The 17,648-nt window shown below is 47.3% G+C and carries 15 protein-coding genes; 8 read left to right on the forward strand and 7 right to left on the reverse strand.

Features of this window, described 5'->3' with window-relative positions:
* The first annotated feature begins 35 nt into the window (after positions 1 to 35).
* Positions 36 to 977: a ribosome biogenesis GTPase YlqF gene (gene ylqF / locus Q4Q49_RS11015; protein WP_220592779.1), complete on the forward strand. Its 942-nt coding sequence runs from the start codon at positions 36 to 38 to the stop codon at positions 975 to 977.
* A 230-nt stretch (positions 978 to 1,207) separates the two neighbouring features.
* Here the strand turns inward: ylqF and Q4Q49_RS11020 are convergent, their stop codons facing one another.
* Positions 1,208 to 1,690, reverse strand: a complete 483-nt coding sequence (locus Q4Q49_RS11020) for a low molecular weight protein-tyrosine-phosphatase (RefSeq protein ID WP_311999351.1) — start codon at positions 1,688 to 1,690, stop codon at positions 1,208 to 1,210.
* 145 nt (positions 1,691 to 1,835) lie between these two features.
* Positions 1,836 to 2,765 (reverse strand): DNA ligase, encoded by a 930-nt coding sequence (locus Q4Q49_RS11025; RefSeq protein ID WP_311999353.1) that lies wholly within the window; start codon positions 2,763 to 2,765, stop codon positions 1,836 to 1,838.
* Between the two features lie 279 nt (positions 2,766 to 3,044).
* Here Q4Q49_RS11025 and Q4Q49_RS11030 point away from each other — a divergent pair, with 279 nt between their 5' ends.
* Positions 3,045 to 3,416, forward strand: a complete 372-nt coding sequence (locus Q4Q49_RS11030; RefSeq protein ID WP_300482009.1) for a diacylglycerol kinase — start codon at positions 3,045 to 3,047, stop codon at positions 3,414 to 3,416.
* Between the two features lie 10 nt (positions 3,417 to 3,426).
* On the opposite strand, the gene hdfR is transcribed toward Q4Q49_RS11030, so the two are convergent.
* Positions 3,427 to 4,296 (reverse strand): HTH-type transcriptional regulator HdfR, encoded by an 870-nt coding sequence (gene hdfR / locus Q4Q49_RS11035; RefSeq protein ID WP_006086379.1) that lies wholly within the window; start codon positions 4,294 to 4,296, stop codon positions 3,427 to 3,429.
* Between the two features lie 108 nt (positions 4,297 to 4,404).
* Between hdfR and Q4Q49_RS11040 the strand changes: the two genes are divergently transcribed.
* The 3 genes from Q4Q49_RS11040 to Q4Q49_RS11050 all read left to right on the forward strand — a co-directional run bounded on the left by Q4Q49_RS11040 (position 4,405) and on the right by Q4Q49_RS11050 (position 7,113).
* Positions 4,405 to 4,854, forward strand: a complete 450-nt coding sequence (locus Q4Q49_RS11040; RefSeq protein ID WP_011846617.1) for a DUF413 domain-containing protein — start codon at positions 4,405 to 4,407, stop codon at positions 4,852 to 4,854.
* Positions 4,855 to 4,874: 20 nt separating this feature from the next.
* On the forward strand, positions 4,875 to 5,861 hold the full coding sequence (locus Q4Q49_RS11045) for a RimK family alpha-L-glutamate ligase (protein WP_011846616.1): 987 nt from the start codon (positions 4,875 to 4,877) through the stop codon (positions 5,859 to 5,861).
* 388 nt (positions 5,862 to 6,249) lie between these two features.
* Positions 6,250 to 7,113, forward strand: a complete 864-nt coding sequence (locus Q4Q49_RS11050) for a DUF481 domain-containing protein (protein WP_006086376.1) — start codon at positions 6,250 to 6,252, stop codon at positions 7,111 to 7,113.
* 137 nt (positions 7,114 to 7,250) lie between these two features.
* On the opposite strand, the gene Q4Q49_RS11055 is transcribed toward Q4Q49_RS11050, so the two are convergent.
* Positions 7,251 to 8,873, reverse strand: a complete 1,623-nt coding sequence (locus Q4Q49_RS11055; RefSeq protein ID WP_311999354.1) for a M28 family metallopeptidase — start codon at positions 8,871 to 8,873, stop codon at positions 7,251 to 7,253.
* A gap of 209 nt (positions 8,874 to 9,082) precedes the next feature.
* Here Q4Q49_RS11055 and Q4Q49_RS11060 point away from each other — a divergent pair, with 209 nt between their 5' ends.
* The gene (locus Q4Q49_RS11060; RefSeq protein ID WP_006086374.1) at positions 9,083 to 10,108 is read left to right on the forward strand and encodes a GGDEF domain-containing protein; all 1,026 of its coding nucleotides are present in this window, start codon (positions 9,083 to 9,085) and stop codon (positions 10,106 to 10,108) included.
* Between the two features lie 207 nt (positions 10,109 to 10,315).
* On the opposite strand, the gene Q4Q49_RS11065 is transcribed toward Q4Q49_RS11060, so the two are convergent.
* The 3 genes from Q4Q49_RS11065 to pdsO form a co-directional block, all read right to left on the reverse strand.
* Positions 10,316 to 11,023, reverse strand: a complete 708-nt coding sequence (locus Q4Q49_RS11065; protein ID WP_311999355.1) for a class GN sortase — start codon at positions 11,021 to 11,023, stop codon at positions 10,316 to 10,318.
* A gap of 45 nt (positions 11,024 to 11,068) precedes the next feature.
* Positions 11,069 to 13,378: a marine proteobacterial sortase target protein gene (locus Q4Q49_RS11070; RefSeq protein WP_311999356.1), complete on the reverse strand. Its 2,310-nt coding sequence runs from the start codon at positions 13,376 to 13,378 to the stop codon at positions 11,069 to 11,071.
* Positions 13,379 to 13,483: 105 nt separating this feature from the next.
* A complete protein-coding gene (pdsO, locus tag Q4Q49_RS11075; protein WP_012088943.1) occupies positions 13,484 to 14,314 on the reverse strand; it encodes a sortase-associated OmpA-like protein PdsO in 831 nt (276 codons plus the stop codon).
* A gap of 257 nt (positions 14,315 to 14,571) precedes the next feature.
* Here pdsO and pdsR point away from each other — a divergent pair, with 257 nt between their 5' ends.
* Both pdsR and pdsS read left to right on the forward strand, forming a co-directional pair.
* Positions 14,572 to 15,264: a proteobacterial dedicated sortase system response regulator gene (gene pdsR / locus Q4Q49_RS11080; RefSeq protein WP_006081337.1), complete on the forward strand. Its 693-nt coding sequence runs from the start codon at positions 14,572 to 14,574 to the stop codon at positions 15,262 to 15,264.
* Between the two features lie 74 nt (positions 15,265 to 15,338).
* The gene (gene pdsS, locus Q4Q49_RS11085) at positions 15,339 to 17,507 is read left to right on the forward strand and encodes a proteobacterial dedicated sortase system histidine kinase (RefSeq protein ID WP_311999357.1); all 2,169 of its coding nucleotides are present in this window, start codon (positions 15,339 to 15,341) and stop codon (positions 17,505 to 17,507) included.
* The last annotated feature ends 141 nt before the right edge of the window (positions 17,508 to 17,648 follow it).

Here is a 17,648-nt window from a genome sequence, read left to right on the forward strand (position 1 = left end):
GCCATTCTTTAAGTTATTTAGGACAAGGCGTTATCATGGCAATTCAGTGGTATCCAGGGCATATGCACAAGGCACGCAAAGAGATTGAGGAGGCAATGCCTCAGGTCGATCTTGTTATCGAAGTGCTGGACGCGCGTATTCCCTACAGTAGCGAAAACCCCATGGTGGCTCAGCTTCGAGGCGACAAACCTTGTATCAAACTGCTCAATAAATCTGATCTGGCAGATCCAGAGATCACTGCGCAATGGATTGAATACTTAGAACGCGAACAAGGCGTAAAAGCCACCGCGATCACCACACTGCAAGCGGCAATGGTGAAAAAGATCCCAGATATCTGCCGTAAGTTAGTGCCGAGTCGCGATAAAACCGAAAAAGACATTCGCACTATGATCATGGGGATCCCCAACGTCGGAAAATCCACCATCATCAACACCTTAGCAGGCCGTGTTATCGCCAAAACAGGTAACGAACCTGCGGTGACCAAAACCCAGCAAAGGATCAATTTACGTAACGGTATCGTACTCTCGGACACCCCAGGGATTTTGTGGCCCAAAGTGGATAACGAAGCGAGCAGCTATCGCCTCGCCGTCACGGGTGCCATTAAAGATACCGCGATGGAATATGAAGATGTAGCCCTGTTCGCCGCTAAGTATTTCTTAACCGCTTATCCAAAAGAGATTTGTGAACGCTACAACTTAAGTGAATTACCCAAGGATGATGTCGCACTTCTCGAAGAAATCGGCCGCAAACGTGGTGCGCTGCGCCCCGGTGGTCGCATTGATATGCACAAGGCATCTGAGTTATTGCTGCATGAATACCGCTCAGGAAAAATCGGCCTCCTCTCGTTAGAAACGCCTGCGATGGCCGAGCTTGAGAAGATTGAAGTCGCCCGCATCATGGCAGAGAAGGAAGCAATAAAAGAAGCCAAACTCGCAGCAGAAAGATTGAAGCGTTCTGGTAAGCGCCATAACGACTAACTCATTACGCGTAGTCATCACGCTTAGTCATCACGGCAAGTTATCTTACTATCTCTGCAAGCATTGAAAATAACGCTTAGAGTGTATTTAAGTTAAGACGCTAATGGCGTTGATATTCAAGCTTAGTAAGCTAATTCATCAAGCGTAACATTTAAGCCAGCATATTGAATATGTTGGCTTTTTATTTTCATAAACGAAGATGTCGCGTTAACAAACACAGCCACTCGCAACTACTTTTGCGCACCAGAGGTCAACCTATCAAGCAAGGCATCCATACTCTGCTCTAATAAATCCAACACCAGTTCAAAGCCCTGCTCGCCACCATAGTAAGGGTCCGGCACTTCCGTGACTTGCGTATCCGCATAAGAGAGCATTAACTGTAACTTGTACTGATACTCAAGCGGACAACGACTAAGCAAATCCGCTAAATTGGCCTTATCCGCCGCCAAAATTAAATCAAAATGTTCAAAGTCGGCATCCACAACCTGCCGAGCCCGCATTCCATCGAAACTAAAACCCCGCTTTTCCCCCGCCGCCATAGCACGGCTATCAGGCCTATCCCCTTGGTGATAACCAATAGTACCCGCAGAGTCCACCTCAATATTAAGCCTGCGCTGCGCAACCTTAAAGCGACACACAGCTTCTGCCGTCGGTGAGCGGCAGATATTGCCCAGACACACCATTAATATACGTTGCACTCTCGCCTCTTTCATTTCATTCAATCCTTCAACAGTCAAAGCTTATCCATCGTCATGATGAAGTGATTAAATGTACTTTGTGCCTTAGCTGTCAAATTAAATTAAAATAAAGTCTACCAAAACAAGTACTTGCACTAAGTCTCGTTAACCGTACACGCCCCTATTGTTGACTGTCGATCTTATCTACATCGACTCGTACCCGCAGGAAACTGGCAAATCTGGGTAAGCCATTTACGGTAAGACCTAAATATTTATAGGTGATGATTGCACCCACAGCGGGAGGATGTTGGCGCTCTGCGAGATTAAAACCTGTGCCTATGTTGAAAACGCGGCCGTCTGGGGTTTGCACTCTTATTGCACCCATTTGCCCTGCAAATTGACCTTTGCCTGGTATATGGCCGATCACTGTCGCTTCAGCATCATAATAGGGTTTTAATTTCATCAAATTAGGATTGCGGCCACTGACATACATCGCGGAGCTGCGATGCAGCATTAATCCTTCAGCGCCTTTAGCAACTAAGCTATCAAGTTTTTGATACAGAGCTTCAAGACTGTCCACTTGGAACTGCGCTATGACTTCAAGATAATGCGATTTGCCACTCAGTTTAGTTAACGCAAATTGATAGCGATGCTGAAAGTCGCCACCCGCCTTGGGCACATCGAACACCATAAATCGCACTTTGCGCCAGTCATCATCCTTGGCTGAGGTTTGTCGAACTATGCTCGACATAACCTCAAACTGGCCTCGCCCAAGCCATAATTCACCATCGAGGGGATAATTCGGAAAATTCGCGATAAACCAAGTTGGAGCAGCAATAAGATTACCTTGCCGAGTCAATAGTGCCTGACCATTCCAGTAACCTCGCACCCCGTCGAGTTTTTCGCTAATCAAAAAGTCGTGAATATTAATCTCTTGCTGGGCATCAAACTCGGTTGCCAACTGTATCGAAGGTAGTGAGGTTTGTGCATAGGTCACTGGGACTAAACAACCGAATATTAGCAGACTGAGTAAGAGCAGACGTTGTTTGAAAAACCGAAAGCGGATAAAACGATGAAATGTTAAATCTTGTAACGGGCTGATATGAGTCATTCCCTTGCTCACTCTGGCAATATATCCTTCATCAAGCTTAGAACGCATAGCTCAAGTTGCACTAAAAAACCGTCGAAAGTCACTAAGCGCCTAAGTTAACAACGAATGTTGATGACGATTTTACTCAGTTAATTGTTTATGCGCTTTTCATCTCGGGCTATACTGCGGCCAAATTTATTAACTCAGTCAAATGTTAAAATCCACAACAGTTGGTTTTATCAAACCTGTTTGAGTGAGCAACACCTCAGCGCATTGTCGCTAATGTCTATTGGAAACACTATGAAACCAGCCAACAATCACGGTATTAAACGCATTTTCAGAGCGACGGGATTTTCGATGAAGGGCTTAAAGGCCGCTTGGATCCACGAAGCCGCTTTTAGACAAGAATTAATGTTGGCCATCGTCATGTTACCCGTGGCTTTGTGGGTTGATATCAGCACGATTGAACGTTTGTTGCTGATTTTTACACTGTTTATCGTGTTGATTGTTGAGCTTTTAAACTCGGCGATTGAAGCTGTGGTCGATCGTGTTGGCAGTGAAATTCACCCACTAAGCGGCCAAGCCAAGGACATCGCCTCGGCCGCCGTGTTTATGAGTCTTGCGCTGTGTGGATTAACTTGGCTGGTTGTACTCGCGCCACTGGTGTTTTAACACCGACGTTTTAGATAGTCGCATGAGCAAACACTGAGCCATCGTCCCTTAAAAAGTCGATGGCTTGTTTGATCTGGGCTAAACGATCATTTTCTGCCCAATAGGCAACATACACATTTCGTGAAATAGCGCTGGCGCCACTAACGTGATGCAATTCGCCGCTGCGCAAAGCATGCTGCACCAAATGCTCAGGTAAGAAAGCACAACCACCATTATTTAGGATGAAATCCAAGGCGATACGCGCAGAGCTCGTATGTAGCGTTGGCACAGGCAGCGACGCATATTCTTGCGCATGCACAATATTAAACGCCGTCCCCCAATCCACTTTTACATATTGCCCCGGCACCACGGCATTCACAGTTTGACCTTTTAGGCTCGAAACCAACAACAAATTAATTTGCCCCAGCTGCACTAATTCAAATTGATCAAGCTTTGGCGGATCGAATGAAATCGCGATATCGAGGGTGCGGTCCATTAATTGGCGCGTCATCGCATTGGCAGGCAGCACTTCGGTGCGCAGCGCCACGCCGGGCAGCCCCACATGCAGCCCCTGTAAATATCCTTGCAAATAGGCATCCCAAATATTCGGCCCTGCACCAATAGCAAGCTGAGTCGACTGTAACTGGCTAAGGGAAACATCTTGTTTAGCCCGCTCCCACGCCGTTAATACTGCTTCGGCATGGCCAAGCATGCGCTCGCCTGCAGGTGTGGGCTGAATGTTATTCCGCTGCCGCTCAAACAGCGCGACGCCTAAAATGCTCTCAAGCTGCTTGACTCGAAAACTCACAGCACTGCGCGTGAGATACAGATTCTCGGCCGCTTTACCGAAATGGCGAGTACGGGAGACTTCAAGAAAGGTTTTCAGTAAATCGGTATCCATAAAAATTCTTGACCAACATAGGCAAATTTTTTTGATTTATAAATCAATAATACTAGCCAATACTCCAGTTGCAAATCTTTGTATATCAAAAACTAGAGGGTATCTGCCATGTCTGAACAGTCTTTTTCAAACGCTAACAAGGGTTCTGAGACGTTTAACGGCTCAGCTGCTGCCAGTTTTGTCTCGCAAAAACGTTTCTACGACGACGCGAATTTCCCCAAAGGCTTCAAACGGAGCGGCGATTTTACTAATAAGGAAGCTGAACTGCTTGAATTGCATGGTCATGCAATGAAGAATTTGGCTGAAGGTAAAACCTTGCCCTGCACCTCCGATGAAGCCCAATTTGTGGAAGTCGCCAAAGGAAATATCGCGCCCAGTAGCTTGTTAGAGCAGATCTGGGTAAAGTATCGCAGGCTCGCCATGGGGAAACCCTTTTATGCCGTGGTTGGTACAGTGCATTTACCTGCAACCAAGCCCGAGATAGAAGTAGAGGCTGAGGCTGTATTTGATATTGAAGATGATGTTCAGGATGAACCTGAACCCGAGGATAAAGAATGAAGATTAAGGTTTGCTACTAAATGCGTGGTTGGATTTTATATAAAGAAACCGCGACTCAGCTAAAACCTGAATGGTATGAAATTGAGCGTCTACTGGCGGCAGCAAAAGCCGACAACATACAGTTGGAAGTTTACGCACCTGATGAATTTGATCTGACTGTCACCAGAGAAGATAACAAGAGTATTTTATTGAATGGGCAAGCCGTCGAGCTGCCCGATTTTATTATTCCGCGAATGGGATCAGGCACAACTTACTTTGCCTTAGCCATTATTCGCCACTTAGAAAGATTAGGGGTGTATTGCCTCAATCCTTCTAAAGCCATTGAAATCGTTAAAGACAAATTATTCTCCCAGCAATTGTTGGCCGAGAAGAATTTGCCTACGCCTAAAACAATGTTGGTTAAATTCCCCGTTGATATCGCCCTTGTAGAGCGCCATCTCGGCTTTCCTGTGGTGATTAAAACGCTTTCTGGCTCACAGGGCAGCGGTGTGTTTTTATCCCATAAGGCACGTGAATTTGACGATCTAATGCAGTTGATTGAAGCGACCAACAAAAACGCTAACATTATTCTGCAAGAGTTTATCGCTAACAGTCACGGGCGCGATCTACGGGTATTTACCATCGGTGGTCGTGTTGCAGGTTGCTACGAAAGGCGTGGTCAAGAAGACAGCTTTAAAGCCAATGTCAGTGCCGGCGGCTCAGCGCGTCCATTTCAGATCACTCCTGAAATTGAATGGCTTGCCACGCAAACAGCCAATATTCTCGATCTCGATGTTGCGGGTATCGATTTATTGTTTGATAACGGCCATTACAAAATTTGCGAAGCAAACTCATCCCCAGGATTTGAAGGCTTAGAATCCTGTTTGAATGTGGATATTGCCGCGCAAATTTTACACTTTATTCGCATCCGTTTAGGCATGTTTAATAAAGATGAGCCAAGTAGCCCCAAAGTGGTCATTACTGACAATGTAGAAACGTCTGTGACGCCCGTTATCGAGCCTAAATAGCGGACCAGCGATATATCTAGCGGTATCACGCCGCTAGATATTCTTAAATTGATTACTATCCTCCATTTATCATGTTTCACATCCATTGGCATCTCGCGCCACAAGCAAAGCTGCAATACTGAAGTCATTTCTAGGTAGCACTAGTCCCTCCCTTACCGTTTGCGTTAGCCTTCAATCCACAATTGATGTGATGTTTCGCTCAAATTTCATTCAATGCCGCTAAAATAAGTCCTACTTTTGTTTTAAATCACAAATTTTCGCATTTTTTAAAACATTTTATTCACATAGCGAAATTTGCTGTTAAACTCCAAATGTCGATTTTTTATGGCACTAAAGTCTGACCTTATCGCTAAACATAATAAGAATAATGCTGGAGTTACTCCTTAACATGTCGATTCGCCTGTTACCCCTCATCATAGCGTCACTCGTCAGCACTCAAGTGCAAGCCGATGACTTTACTATTCAATTAGGCGGCTTCTACTCGCAATCAGACACCAATATGGAAGTCACTAACCCAGTTTCGGGTAATAACTTCACCTTAGATTATGAATCTGATCTCAAACTCGCTGAAAACGAATTCCTGCCTTTTATCGAGTTAAATTATCACTTCAACGAGCGGCACAATATCTACCTCGACTGGAAACAACTCCACCGTAGCGCCGACACCCAAGCCCTTGCCAAACCCTTCCAGCTCGAAATCAACGACACCATTTACGATATCAAAGCCGGCGGTAAGCTCAGTTCAACCTTAAACATCGACGTGCTGCGCTTAGGCTATGGTTATGATGTCTTTCAAGGCAGTAACTATGATGTGGGTCTGTCATTTGGTTTACACACTATGTTTATCAAGACAGGTTTTGAAGGTGTGATTGGTGTTTGCGCTTCGTCAGAATTACTCAATAACGTCTGTGGTAGCCAAGCGATTCCGCGCATTGTTGATGAAAATGTCACTGCACCACTGCCGGACTTTGGTATTTATGGTCAGTATGAATTTGTTCCAGGTTGGCAAGTAACCAGCCATGCACAGTATTTCTACATCACACTCAATGATGTAAAAGGCGAGCTTGTTGATATTAAAGTCGGTGTTGATGCACAAATCACCCCGAACTGGCGCATGAGCGTGGCCTATAACTACTACAAAGTTGATGTGGATATCGCCCAAAACTCGCCGAATAAAGACACTCAAATCGCCGATTACAATATCTATTACAGCTTTATCGGCCCTATGCTTTCCATCAGTTATTCTTTTTAATTCAAATATATTCCATTAAGACTCTTATTGTCTTAAATCGCTACACCTAGCTAAAACTATCACTCAATCCTCAGCTAAAATCAGCGTTAAAAAATAAGGGCACCTACTGGGCGCCCTCATAATTCAACTGATTAACACTATTTACGCCCATCTTGCTCGCGCTTGGCTTTAAAGTCAGATGACTCAAGCCAATGGGGCCAATCGGTACTATTGGCTAAGCTGGTAATCATACTGGCGATGAGATCTAGATCTTGGCTTACACCGCCTAAATTCCAGCTTGGATCATAATCATCGGCAGGCTTGTGATATTTATGGGCGATATAATCAGGATCGGTATCCCCAAGGCTCATAAATAACAATCCAGGTACACCTTGTTGTGCCAGCGCAAAGTGGTCCGATCTAAACATCAACCCATTCTGCGGTCTTGGATCGGCTTTAACTGAACGGTCTTGGGCCTTCGCGGCGTTATCTAAGTATTGCTCCAACTCAGATACACCTTCGCCATAACGCAAAATATAATCCACGCCCTTGTTCACATTCATGCCATCGATATTTAAAAAGGCGACGATGTTTTTCGTTGGCACACTCGGATGCTGAGCAAAATGCTGTGCACCAATTAGGCCCGTTTCTTCCGCCGTAAAGGCGCTGAAGAGCACCGAGCGATCCAGTGGCACCGTCTTGGCTTGCTGTTTGAAGTAACGCGCCAAGGCTAAAACCCCCGCCACACCGCTGGCATTATCGACCGCTCCGTTTAAAATTTCTGACTTACCGCCTTCAATCACAGTACCGAGGTGATCCCAATGGGCATGCATCATCACCACTTCGTCGGGGCGCGTTTTACCTGGCAGTAAAGCCGCGACGTTATGGGACTCGGCGCGTTCAATTTTATTGTTTAACGTGAGCTGGGCGCTCAACTTAAGTGGGATCGCCTTAAAGTTTGGCTTGGCTGCTTGCTGCTTTAAGGTATCAAAATCCAATCCTGCTTTAGTAAAGATTTTTTGCGCGGTTTCATGCTGAACCCAACCCATTACGCCAACTTGGCCTTGGTTATTATTGGCATCGACCAGAGTGAACTTAGTGCCCGTGTTGGAGTTTTGCACCACACCCCAGCCATAGGCGGCAGGCGCTGTTTCGTGAACAATAAACACAGCCTCGGCGCCTTGACGTGCGGCTTCCTCATACTTATAAGTCCAGCGACCGTAATAGGTCATGGCATTGCCTTTAAATACCGCTGGGTCTTGAGTCGCAAAGCCTGGATCATTTACAAGCACAATAACGGTTTTGCCTTTTACATCTAACCCTTGGTAATCATTCCAGCCATATTCGGGCGCGTTGATCCCGTAGCCGACAAACACCACATCGCTTTTATTCAGGCTAACGGTTTCGGCGATTCTTTGGGTTCTCGCGGTAAATTCACTGCCATTGGCAAATTTAAGTCCGCCAATATCAAGCTGCATGTTTTGATCTGCGCTAATTTGCGCCAAGGGTACGGCCTGCAGATAACTGTCGCCAAATCCGGGTTTGAGACCCATATCTTTAAATGCTTTCACTAAATAGTCTAAAGTTAAGTTCTCACCTTCAGACAAAGGCGCACGTCCACCGAAGGCATCACTGGCTAAGGTTTTAACATCGGTTCGGTATTGCGCGAGATCGAGGCTTTGCACAAATGTGGTTTCAGCTAAAACGGGTAATGAGATAGTGGCCATCAGACTTGTGGCTAAGATGATATTTTTCACAACTTTCTCCCAAGTTATTATCATAATTTGATTTTAAGGATAGACTTTACCATATCATCTTTAGTTTATGATGGAAGTCTTAGCGCAAACGGAGTCGCTGCTGCCCAAGCACAAACGGTGTTCATGCCTTCATCGAGCCGGGATACTTGTGGTTAGTCTTGAACAGATAACAACAGAATAAAATAGCGAAGATCTTAAAATATCCGTGCATTTTCATTAAGTAAGGTAACAATATGTCGCTAGAGTTATTACAAGCCGCTGCACTGAATCTCAAAAAAGCAGTGCCTCTGATGCTCAAACATAAAATTCCGACCACCCCGGTTAATTATGCGCTTTGGTACACTTATGTTGGTGAACAGAATCCCGAATTAAATCAACGACTCGATACCGTTATCGCCCAGTACAACACTTGTCCTCCTGTGAGTAGCGAACTCTTATATCGCCAGTATGTTGCCGATCCCGTTGAACTCGATGTCCGCGAAATGCGCCAGAATCTGGATGCTATGGTGACTGAGCTGTCCCAATCGCTCAAAGATACCAATCTGGATGCCAATGAATTCCAGTCGCGCATCGAGAGTAATTTTGAAAAGCTCAACCGCATCGAAGATGAGGGTTTTAGTGTTGAGCAAGTGCTCGATCTGGTGCGCAGTTTAGTGAAAGAGTCGGACAATATTCGCTCGAGCACTGAGTTCTTTACCGGACAATTGCAGAAAGCGCAAACCGAAATCGATGCGCTAAAGAAAAAGCTCGAACAGACAGAAAAAGATGTGCTCTACGATGCGCTGACTGGCTGCTTTAATCGCCGCGCCTTCGACAGCGATTTTGCTGGCATGTTAGCCCAAGCGCCCTTAGGCACCTGCGTGATCTTGGCCGATATCGACCATTTTAAAGTGTTTAACGACACCTACGGCCACCAGCTTGGCGATCAAGTGTTACGCGCCGTGGCGAAACGGCTACAGGAATCCTGCCGCGATGGCGCAAAACTGTATCGTTTTGGCGGTGAAGAATTTGTGATTATTGTGCCTAAAAGTCAGTTACGCATCGCAAGGCAACTGGCCGAAGCCATGCGCCGTGGACTCGAAAAGCTCAGTTTGAAAGACAGACGTAAAGACGAGCGCATCAATAATATCAGTGCCTCATTTGGGGTTGCCCAATGGCAAGAAAAACAAACGGGCATGCAATTAATTGAAGCGGCAGATAAATTACTTTATGACGCTAAACGTTTAGGTCGAAATCGCGTGTTACCGATCAGCAACTAATTGTGATGACTTGATTATGCTAACTGGAACGCAATGAATTAGCCTGAAGCCGATGATTCGGCTTCAGGCTAGGATGATTAAAAGACAGTCATTTGGCGGTTACTGATAAGCACTATTTATTCAGCATTATTTAGTTAACATTATTAGCTCAAAGCAGCCTTAACGCTTTGGTTGAAGATTGCGCTAAGGCTTAAATTAACGTGCGACCTAATGGGTGAAACTGCGCGATACAGAAGCGACCTTCCCTTGTATCCCATTCCCTATTGAAGCTGAAACATCGGCACTAGCCGTATCCATTGACTCATCTGCAACCGGTATCGCCTGCACCACAAAGCGCAGTTCGGCGCCGCCTTGAAGCGCATCAAACGGATAACAAGTGATTAAGGTTAAGCGATTATCAGCGGATGGCGCCATAAACTGCGTTTCAGTTTCATGCACCACCTGAGTCGCAACTACTTCATAAATAATGTTATTTCCCTTAAGCGTCTGCAGCGATAATCGGCGACCCACCGCCATGCCATTGAGGATCGCAAAATGCGTGTCCCTGTGTCCGGCAATCACAGTATTGCCCTTTTGCCCCGCTGGCGCGCTGGACAATACTAAACTTGGGCCAAAGGCCAAATTTCGCCCTGAAGCCCCCGCCAACACATATAAACTGTCATTAAGCTCGGCTTCAATATCGCTATTAGCCGCCGCTTGTTCACGATAAATGGACAGCTTTGCCACGGGATAAGTATCCGCCCATGACCAAGGCTTATGAGATTGTCCATCGGCTAAGGTTTTAGTCCACGCCTGTTCAATCAAATACTGGGCAAAGTGTGCTTTAGCTTGCATATAGAGTCCCTTTCCTAACAATGTTGCGCCAATTAAAAATAATCCCACCACTAAAAATCGCTGTGTTCTGCCTTTGCTCATCGGGCTTTACTCGTCGTTCATGATTCATAATTCATGGTTCATGGTTCATCGATGACAGGCAAGCGCGATCATGGCCGCCTTCTCTTCACGTTTTTGTCGCAGAATCGATCCCATAAGTACCAAGGCCAGCAGCAAGGTCAGCGCACCCAATAACATATCCAAACGGCTCGAGGTCGCAGTTTGTGGCAAGGCACCAAAAGGCTGCCAACCTAAGGGCAAGTGCTGACGCACCACGGCATCGCGGCTCATTGCGGTTGAATCGATGGGGGTTAAGTCCACCGCCACTAAACTGGTATAAGCGCTGACTAAGTGATAATTCATCGACAAGGCCGTGACTTGCTGCTTTACCTTGTCATCATTTGCGCCATTTTTACTCAGCTCCAATGCACCAATCTGTTTACGCGCCCAGAGTAAATCTAAACCCGCACCTTGATTGGTGATAAGTCCCGTTGAGTTGTCCTGAAGCGATAACGACTGTTGCCAGTTTTTATGCCCTTGGCGACCTGAGATCACTAATTCCTGCGGCTCACGGGCGCTGCGTTTTAGACTTACGAGCACAGGCTCGCCGCGATACAGATCGGCAATCGGTGATGGCCAGTAATCGGGCACACTGCCATCATCAAAACGCACTTGAATATCGGTTAATACGGGATATTGAATTTTGCTCAGCAAGGCGCTGATCTTCTCGTCGACTTCATCCACTTTGCCAATATAAGTAAAAGTGCCACGACCCAGCTCTGCCGCCCTTTGCATAAAGTGAGAATTAGGCGCTGAGCCTATGCCGACAGTAAATAAGCGGCTCTCACCGATTTGATAGCGGATCAAATCGAACAAGGCTTGCTCATTGCCCACAGAGCCGTCGGTCATAAAGATCACTTGGCGCAAAGGCTGCACTGCATCGGGCGAGACACTGCCCAAGGATTTGGGCAATGCAGCGTCCAGTGCCAGTGCCATTTCAGTGCCACCATCGGCTTTTAAACGGCTCACAAATTGACGGGCGCGGGACAAATTAGACGAAGTCGCCGGTAATGGTGTCGCTGAAAACTGAGACAGACTGGAGTTAAATTCGATAATGTTAAAACTGTCCTCGGGCTTGAGTCCTTTTAATGCATAAAGCAGTGCATTTTTGGCTTGAACGATAGAATCCCCCGCCATAGAGCCCGAAGTATCAATCACCAAAATTAATTCACGGGGCAAACTCGGTTGGGTGCTCTTTTCAACTTTAGGAGGCAACACCATGACGAGACTGTAATTATCTTCATTCATGCCGTTGGCTTTGCTGGTTTCAAGCGTGTCCTGAGACAGATTATCGCCATCGGGTTTATGGGTTTTACCCTGTTGATTAAACACCCAAGCCATAGGACTCGTGCCCTGCTGTACGCGCCATTGCAATACAAAGTCACGATTGGCAGGCACGCGTTGTGCCAGTGAAACATCGACGCCGCTATTGGTTTGCTTGAGTTTGATGTCATGATAAGGGCTCTCAATTGACGCCTTATCAACCCCCTTTGCCAGCAAGACTTGAATGTCAGCCTTGAGCACAGGATCGCGTCCACTGGCGCCGTCCCGCACAGGCGCCACAATCCGGTCAGCATCAAACACCTGCGAGCTGGTCACTCGGCTCGATTGGCGTGCCATAGGCTCATTTGAATCGCTAGCACTGGCGTCAGAGGTTAAGCCCGGGATATACCGAGGCGCGACCACCAGCGGAAAACGTAGGCTAAATAAGCCGTCTTCATAATTGATACTCTCTTGATAGCTGATTTCGACAATCAGCTCCTCTTGTGGTGCTAGGTTGGCCACTTCGGTCGTGAACATATTCGGCCGCTCTTGGCTCACTAAGCTGGCGCGTTTGCCCTCCGCTTTGGCTTGCTCAAAAATCTGCTTAGCCTCGGCCTTAGGATGAATTTGCCCTTCGATGACCCTTTGGCCGATATGTAATCGCAGCGAATCCACCGCGGCCTCATTGGGCAGCGGGAACAGATATTGCCCATTCAACACAAATTCAGTGTTATTGCGAAAAACCTGCTTCACGCTCACGCGATTACTTAAGCCAGAGACTTGCATCGACACTTGTGTATCGAGTGGCAAAGATGGCACCCAAGCGCCACTCGGCTGGCGATAAAGTAATAATCCCTGGGTAATGTCATCGTAATTAATGACCTGTGATTCTGTCGTACTTTGAGCAGTATTTTGGCCGACCAGCGCCGAAGCAATATTCTGTGGTTCAGACAATGTGCCCGTGCTATTGGGTGAGGCTAATGCCACAAAGGGCAAGCCCCAACATACGGCGGCACTGATCATTAATATTGCTAAGCTTTCGCTGATTTCTTTTACCCTTTTCCCTGTGATCATCACAAAGGCTTCCTTCTTTCTATTAACTAATATGGACTGACGTTCGCAGTCGTTAAAATGAATGTTCTAAATTGACGGCTTAGAATGGACGACTAACATCGACCGCTATTGTGTCGTGTGCGTTGCCATCAAGGTTGAATGAGGCTGTAAGGTCAAGGTCACACGGCGATCGAACACATCCGATTCCCTGTCCTGCTCCGCTTGCAGTGGCGATAAAGCGCCAAAGGCTTGTGTTGTCATACGCTCAGCAGCGACGCCCTGCTTAATCAGGTAGCCACGGACTTCCAGTAAACGTTGCTCAGAAAGGGCTTGGTTGTAGCTCACATCCCCTCGGCGATCGGCATAGCCTTTCAATTCCAAATTAAGCTCAGGCGACAGATTCATCACCTCGGCCACATCATCTAATTGGGGCAAAAAATGCGATTCGACCTCAGAGGAACCAGTGCGAAACTGCACGTTTAGCCCTAGGGCGAGCTCACTGAGTAATTGACGTTGCGCGGATAGCAATTCATCAAGCTCTTGCTGCGCCTTGGCATATTCGCTGGCGCGTTTTTCGGCGGCTTGTTGCTTTACACTCAACTCGGATAATTGCGACTCTTGCAGGCTGATCTGTCTTTGCTGAACGTGCAGCGTGTCTGTGTCGCTAACCGACTTACCAATCAAGGTGCCAGTGAACGCGCCAATAATGGCCCCCACTGGGCCACCGACTAACGCGCCCACTAATGCACCACCACCGAGGCCAATTAAGGCTTCTGGCTGTTCGTCCTCATTGGCGTATTCACCATCCATCGCCATACCGCTGGCATCGACATCATTATCTAAGCTGCGCTCCTGTCCTTGAGCTTGGTTTTGCAGTGAAACCCGCGCCGACACACTGGCGACTGGCGCGCTTAATAAACTCAAAACCAACAGATTAATTAGTGTCTTTTTCATCATCTCATTCCTTTTTGATTATTAGCTGAGCTTGCACTCGAACCTGAACAACAAGTTCAACCCCCCATGAGGTCAAAACGGGTGCAAACTGAATGAGGCTATTAAACACAAGTGGAATGGCATGAGCAGGGATGGAAAATGGCAATGCAACTATCAATTGTGGCAACAAAATGGCAATTGCATTTGTGGCCTTTTATCTCGGGTAAAATCCTGTATAGTCACGAAAACTTACTCCCCCAAGTCAATAGGAATATGGCTCTATGAAGCGTATCGCCATAGTGGAAGATGAAGCGGCCATTCGCGAGAATTACAAGGACGTGCTGCAACAACACGGTTACAGCGTGCAAACCTATGCCGACAGACCATCGGCCATGTTAGCCTTTAACACTCGTTTACCGGATTTAGCCATTATCGACATCGGCTTAGGCAATGAAATCGACGGCGGCTTTATGCTGTGTCAGTCTTTACGCGCTATGTCGAGCACGCTGCCGATCATCTTTTTGACCGCCCGTGACAGTGACTTTGATACTGTGTGTGGCCTGCGTTTAGGCGCCGATGATTACTTGAGTAAAGAAGTTAGCTTCCCCCATCTAACTGCGCGCTTAGCGGCCTTATTTCGCCGCTCCGAGCTTGCGGCCAGCCAAACGGCGCAGGAGAACCTGCTTGAACGAGGTCCGCTGACGATTGATGCCAACCGCATGCAAGTCTATTGGAACCAATTACCCATTGAGCTTACCGTCACTGAATTTTGGATGGTGCACGCGTTAGCCAAACACCCGGGCCATGTGCGCAGCCGCCATGAGTTGATGCAAGAGGCGAAGATTTTTGTCGATGACAGCACGATCACTTCCCATGTGAAACGCATTCGCAAGAAGTTCATCGCCACCGCGCCTGAGTTTGATTGTATCGATACGGTTTATGGCATGGGTTATCGCTGGGACAGCTTAGCCTGAACTCTCGCGCTGCCTTGATGCACGTAACCTTGAACCAATACACTTTTGATCCCATTGATGCTGATCCCTAACTTATGACACGTTTCCCCTTTGGTCTACGCACTAAAGTCATCGGCCTTAGCCTGTTTTTGCTCTGCCTACCTTGGCTGGGGTATCAATATGTGTGGGAGATGGAAAAGTATCTTCGCCACGGTCAAGAACGCACCTTAGAAGGCACCACTCAGGCACTGGCCACCGCGCTGCACGAACGGCCAAAATTGTTCGATGGACAAGCGAGTTTTTTAAAGCAAGTGGAAAAGAGTCGCGATCTGTACGCCTATCAACTCAATGGGGCGATTCTGCTCGACGGTAAACTCAACGAATGGGAAGAATATCAGCACAGATTTATCCAGTACGGTGAGGCGCATCAACTCATGCGCGCCGATCCCAACGCGCCGCTGACCTTAAGCTTTACCCACATGGTCGGCCAGTACGATGGTTATCTGTATGCCTTCTTTCAAGTGACCGACCCAACTGTGGTGCTGCGTGGCAAAAATGCGTTAAGTGTCGATAGAAACGATCATCTCTCGATTGCGACACTCGCGCCCGACAATAAATTTAAACGCTATATCGTTGCCACCACGCAACCCGGTTGGATCAGCGCCTTCGAGTTACCTGCCAATCCTAAGCAAACTGTGCCCGTCAAACCTGAAGTGCGCATCCAAGGACAATGGGCGACCACAGATGTGGGCTACAATGTCGAGCTGCGTATTCCCTTAGACATGGTCGGCAGCAAACTCGGTTTTGCCATCTCCGATGTTAACGACAGCAAAAACCGCGATGTGGCAGCCGTTGTCGGCACCTCGGCCTTAGATACGGTCGATAATCTCGGCACTGTGTTGGTGCCATCGCCAGAAATTGAAAACATTATCAAAGGTATGAGCCACTATAGCTCACGCATTTGGGTGGTCGATAAGCACGGCCGCGTACTGGCAAAATCGGGCGATATTCGTGCCAATGACAGTGTATGGACCCGCACCTTAGAAGATGAAAAGAGCACCACGCTGTGGGAAACCTTCAAGCGCGATTACTTGCATCCGCTGTACTATAAAATTCTCACTAAGCCGCCCAAAGACTTTATAGACTCCTTACAAGACTCCACCGAGCTTGATGGCAGTCATATCCAAAAAGCCCTTGCGGGTCAGCAAAGCTCGACTTGGCGCTTAACCCCAGACAATAAAGCTGTGGTGCTCGCTGCCGCCAGCCCTATTTGGATTGATAACAATGTGATGGGCGCCGTTGTCGCCGAAGAGACCACCCACGGAATTCGCACTCTGCGTAACCGCGCGCTGGAAAAACTCTTTAACGTAATTTTGACCATAATGAGCATGGGCACTTTGGCGCTGTTCTTTTTCGCTTCGAGCATTTCTAACCGTATCCGTAAACTGCGCGATGAGGCCGAAAATGCCATTGATAGCCAAGGCCGCGTTCGTAATCACCTCAAACCGTCTAAAGCTCGGGATGAAATTGGCGATCTGTCCCGCAGTTTCTCCAACATTGTCGGACGGCTTGGTCAATACACACATTATCTGGAAAATATGTCGTCGCGCCTGTCCCATGAGCTGCGCACGCCCGTGGCGGTTGTGCGATCATCCCTTGAGCATTTAAACCTGCAAACCTTAGATAAAGACACGCAAAAATATGTCGACCGCGCCCAAGAAGGCGTCAGCCGCTTAAGCATGATTTTAAATAACATGAGCGAAGCAACGCGCTTAGAGCAGAGTTTAACCCAGGCCGATATCACTAAATTCCCACTCTCCCAAGTGGTCAGTGGTTGTATGCAAGGTTATCAAATGACCTATCCAGAACAAGGCTTTAGTGTAAAAGTGCCCGAGCAACCATTGATGATGCAAGGTGTACCGGAATATATCGCCCAATTGATGGACAAACTTATCGCTAACGCGATTGAATTTTGCGATAAAGGCAGCGCCATCGAAGTCACGCTCACCCAAGTCGGTAAGCAAGCAACTTTGCTTATCAGTAACTTAGGACCAGAACTGCCCGTTGATATGTCGGAGCAGATTTTCGACTCCATGGTGTCGGTGCGGATAAATCAAGCCCAAGACAAACCTCATCTCGGTTTAGGTCTGTATATCGCACGATTGGTCGCCGAGTTCCACCAAGGACAAATTCTCGCCCGCAATCGCAGCGAGCATAATGGCGTCGATATCCTAGTAACGTTGCCTTTGAGCCCTGCATCATAATCTAAAGACCGAAGAGACAGGCGCCAATAACATGAGTCAAACTCATCATCGCGCCGCCTGTCATTTCTGCGCGCAGATGCTAAGATGGCCGCCATAACAATAGATTAGAAACGCCAATTATTCTCCCAAATTGTTCAACCT

The sequence above is a fragment of the Shewanella sp. SP1S1-7 genome (assembly GCF_031932105.1).
Lineage (GTDB): Bacteria > Pseudomonadota > Gammaproteobacteria > Enterobacterales > Shewanellaceae > Shewanella > Shewanella baltica.

Bases quoted from the DNA above. Each gene is read 5' to 3' on its own strand.
- ylqF (WP_220592779.1), top strand. From the start codon at position 36: ATGGCAATTCAGTGGTATCCAGGGCATATGCACAAGGCACGCAAAGAG.
- Q4Q49_RS11020 (WP_311999351.1), bottom strand. From the start codon at position 1,690: ATGAAAGAGGCGAGAGTGCAACGTATATTAATGGTGTGTCTGGGCAAT.
- Q4Q49_RS11025 (WP_311999353.1), bottom strand. From the start codon at position 2,765: ATGACTCATATCAGCCCGTTACAAGATTTAACATTTCATCGTTTTATC.
- Q4Q49_RS11030 (WP_300482009.1), top strand. From the start codon at position 3,045: ATGAAACCAGCCAACAATCACGGTATTAAACGCATTTTCAGAGCGACG.
- hdfR (WP_006086379.1), bottom strand. From the start codon at position 4,296: ATGGATACCGATTTACTGAAAACCTTTCTTGAAGTCTCCCGTACTCGC.
- Q4Q49_RS11040 (WP_011846617.1), top strand. From the start codon at position 4,405: ATGTCTGAACAGTCTTTTTCAAACGCTAACAAGGGTTCTGAGACGTTT.
- Q4Q49_RS11045 (WP_011846616.1), top strand. From the start codon at position 4,875: ATGCGTGGTTGGATTTTATATAAAGAAACCGCGACTCAGCTAAAACCT.
- Q4Q49_RS11050 (WP_006086376.1), top strand. From the start codon at position 6,250: ATGTCGATTCGCCTGTTACCCCTCATCATAGCGTCACTCGTCAGCACT.
- Q4Q49_RS11055 (WP_311999354.1), bottom strand. From the start codon at position 8,873: ATGATAATAACTTGGGAGAAAGTTGTGAAAAATATCATCTTAGCCACA.
- Q4Q49_RS11060 (WP_006086374.1), top strand. From the start codon at position 9,083: ATGTCGCTAGAGTTATTACAAGCCGCTGCACTGAATCTCAAAAAAGCA.
- Q4Q49_RS11065 (WP_311999355.1), bottom strand. From the start codon at position 11,023: ATGAGCAAAGGCAGAACACAGCGATTTTTAGTGGTGGGATTATTTTTA.
- Q4Q49_RS11070 (WP_311999356.1), bottom strand. From the start codon at position 13,378: ATGATCACAGGGAAAAGGGTAAAAGAAATCAGCGAAAGCTTAGCAATA.
- pdsO (WP_012088943.1), bottom strand. From the start codon at position 14,314: ATGATGAAAAAGACACTAATTAATCTGTTGGTTTTGAGTTTATTAAGC.
- pdsR (WP_006081337.1), top strand. From the start codon at position 14,572: ATGAAGCGTATCGCCATAGTGGAAGATGAAGCGGCCATTCGCGAGAAT.
- pdsS (WP_311999357.1), top strand. From the start codon at position 15,339: ATGACACGTTTCCCCTTTGGTCTACGCACTAAAGTCATCGGCCTTAGC.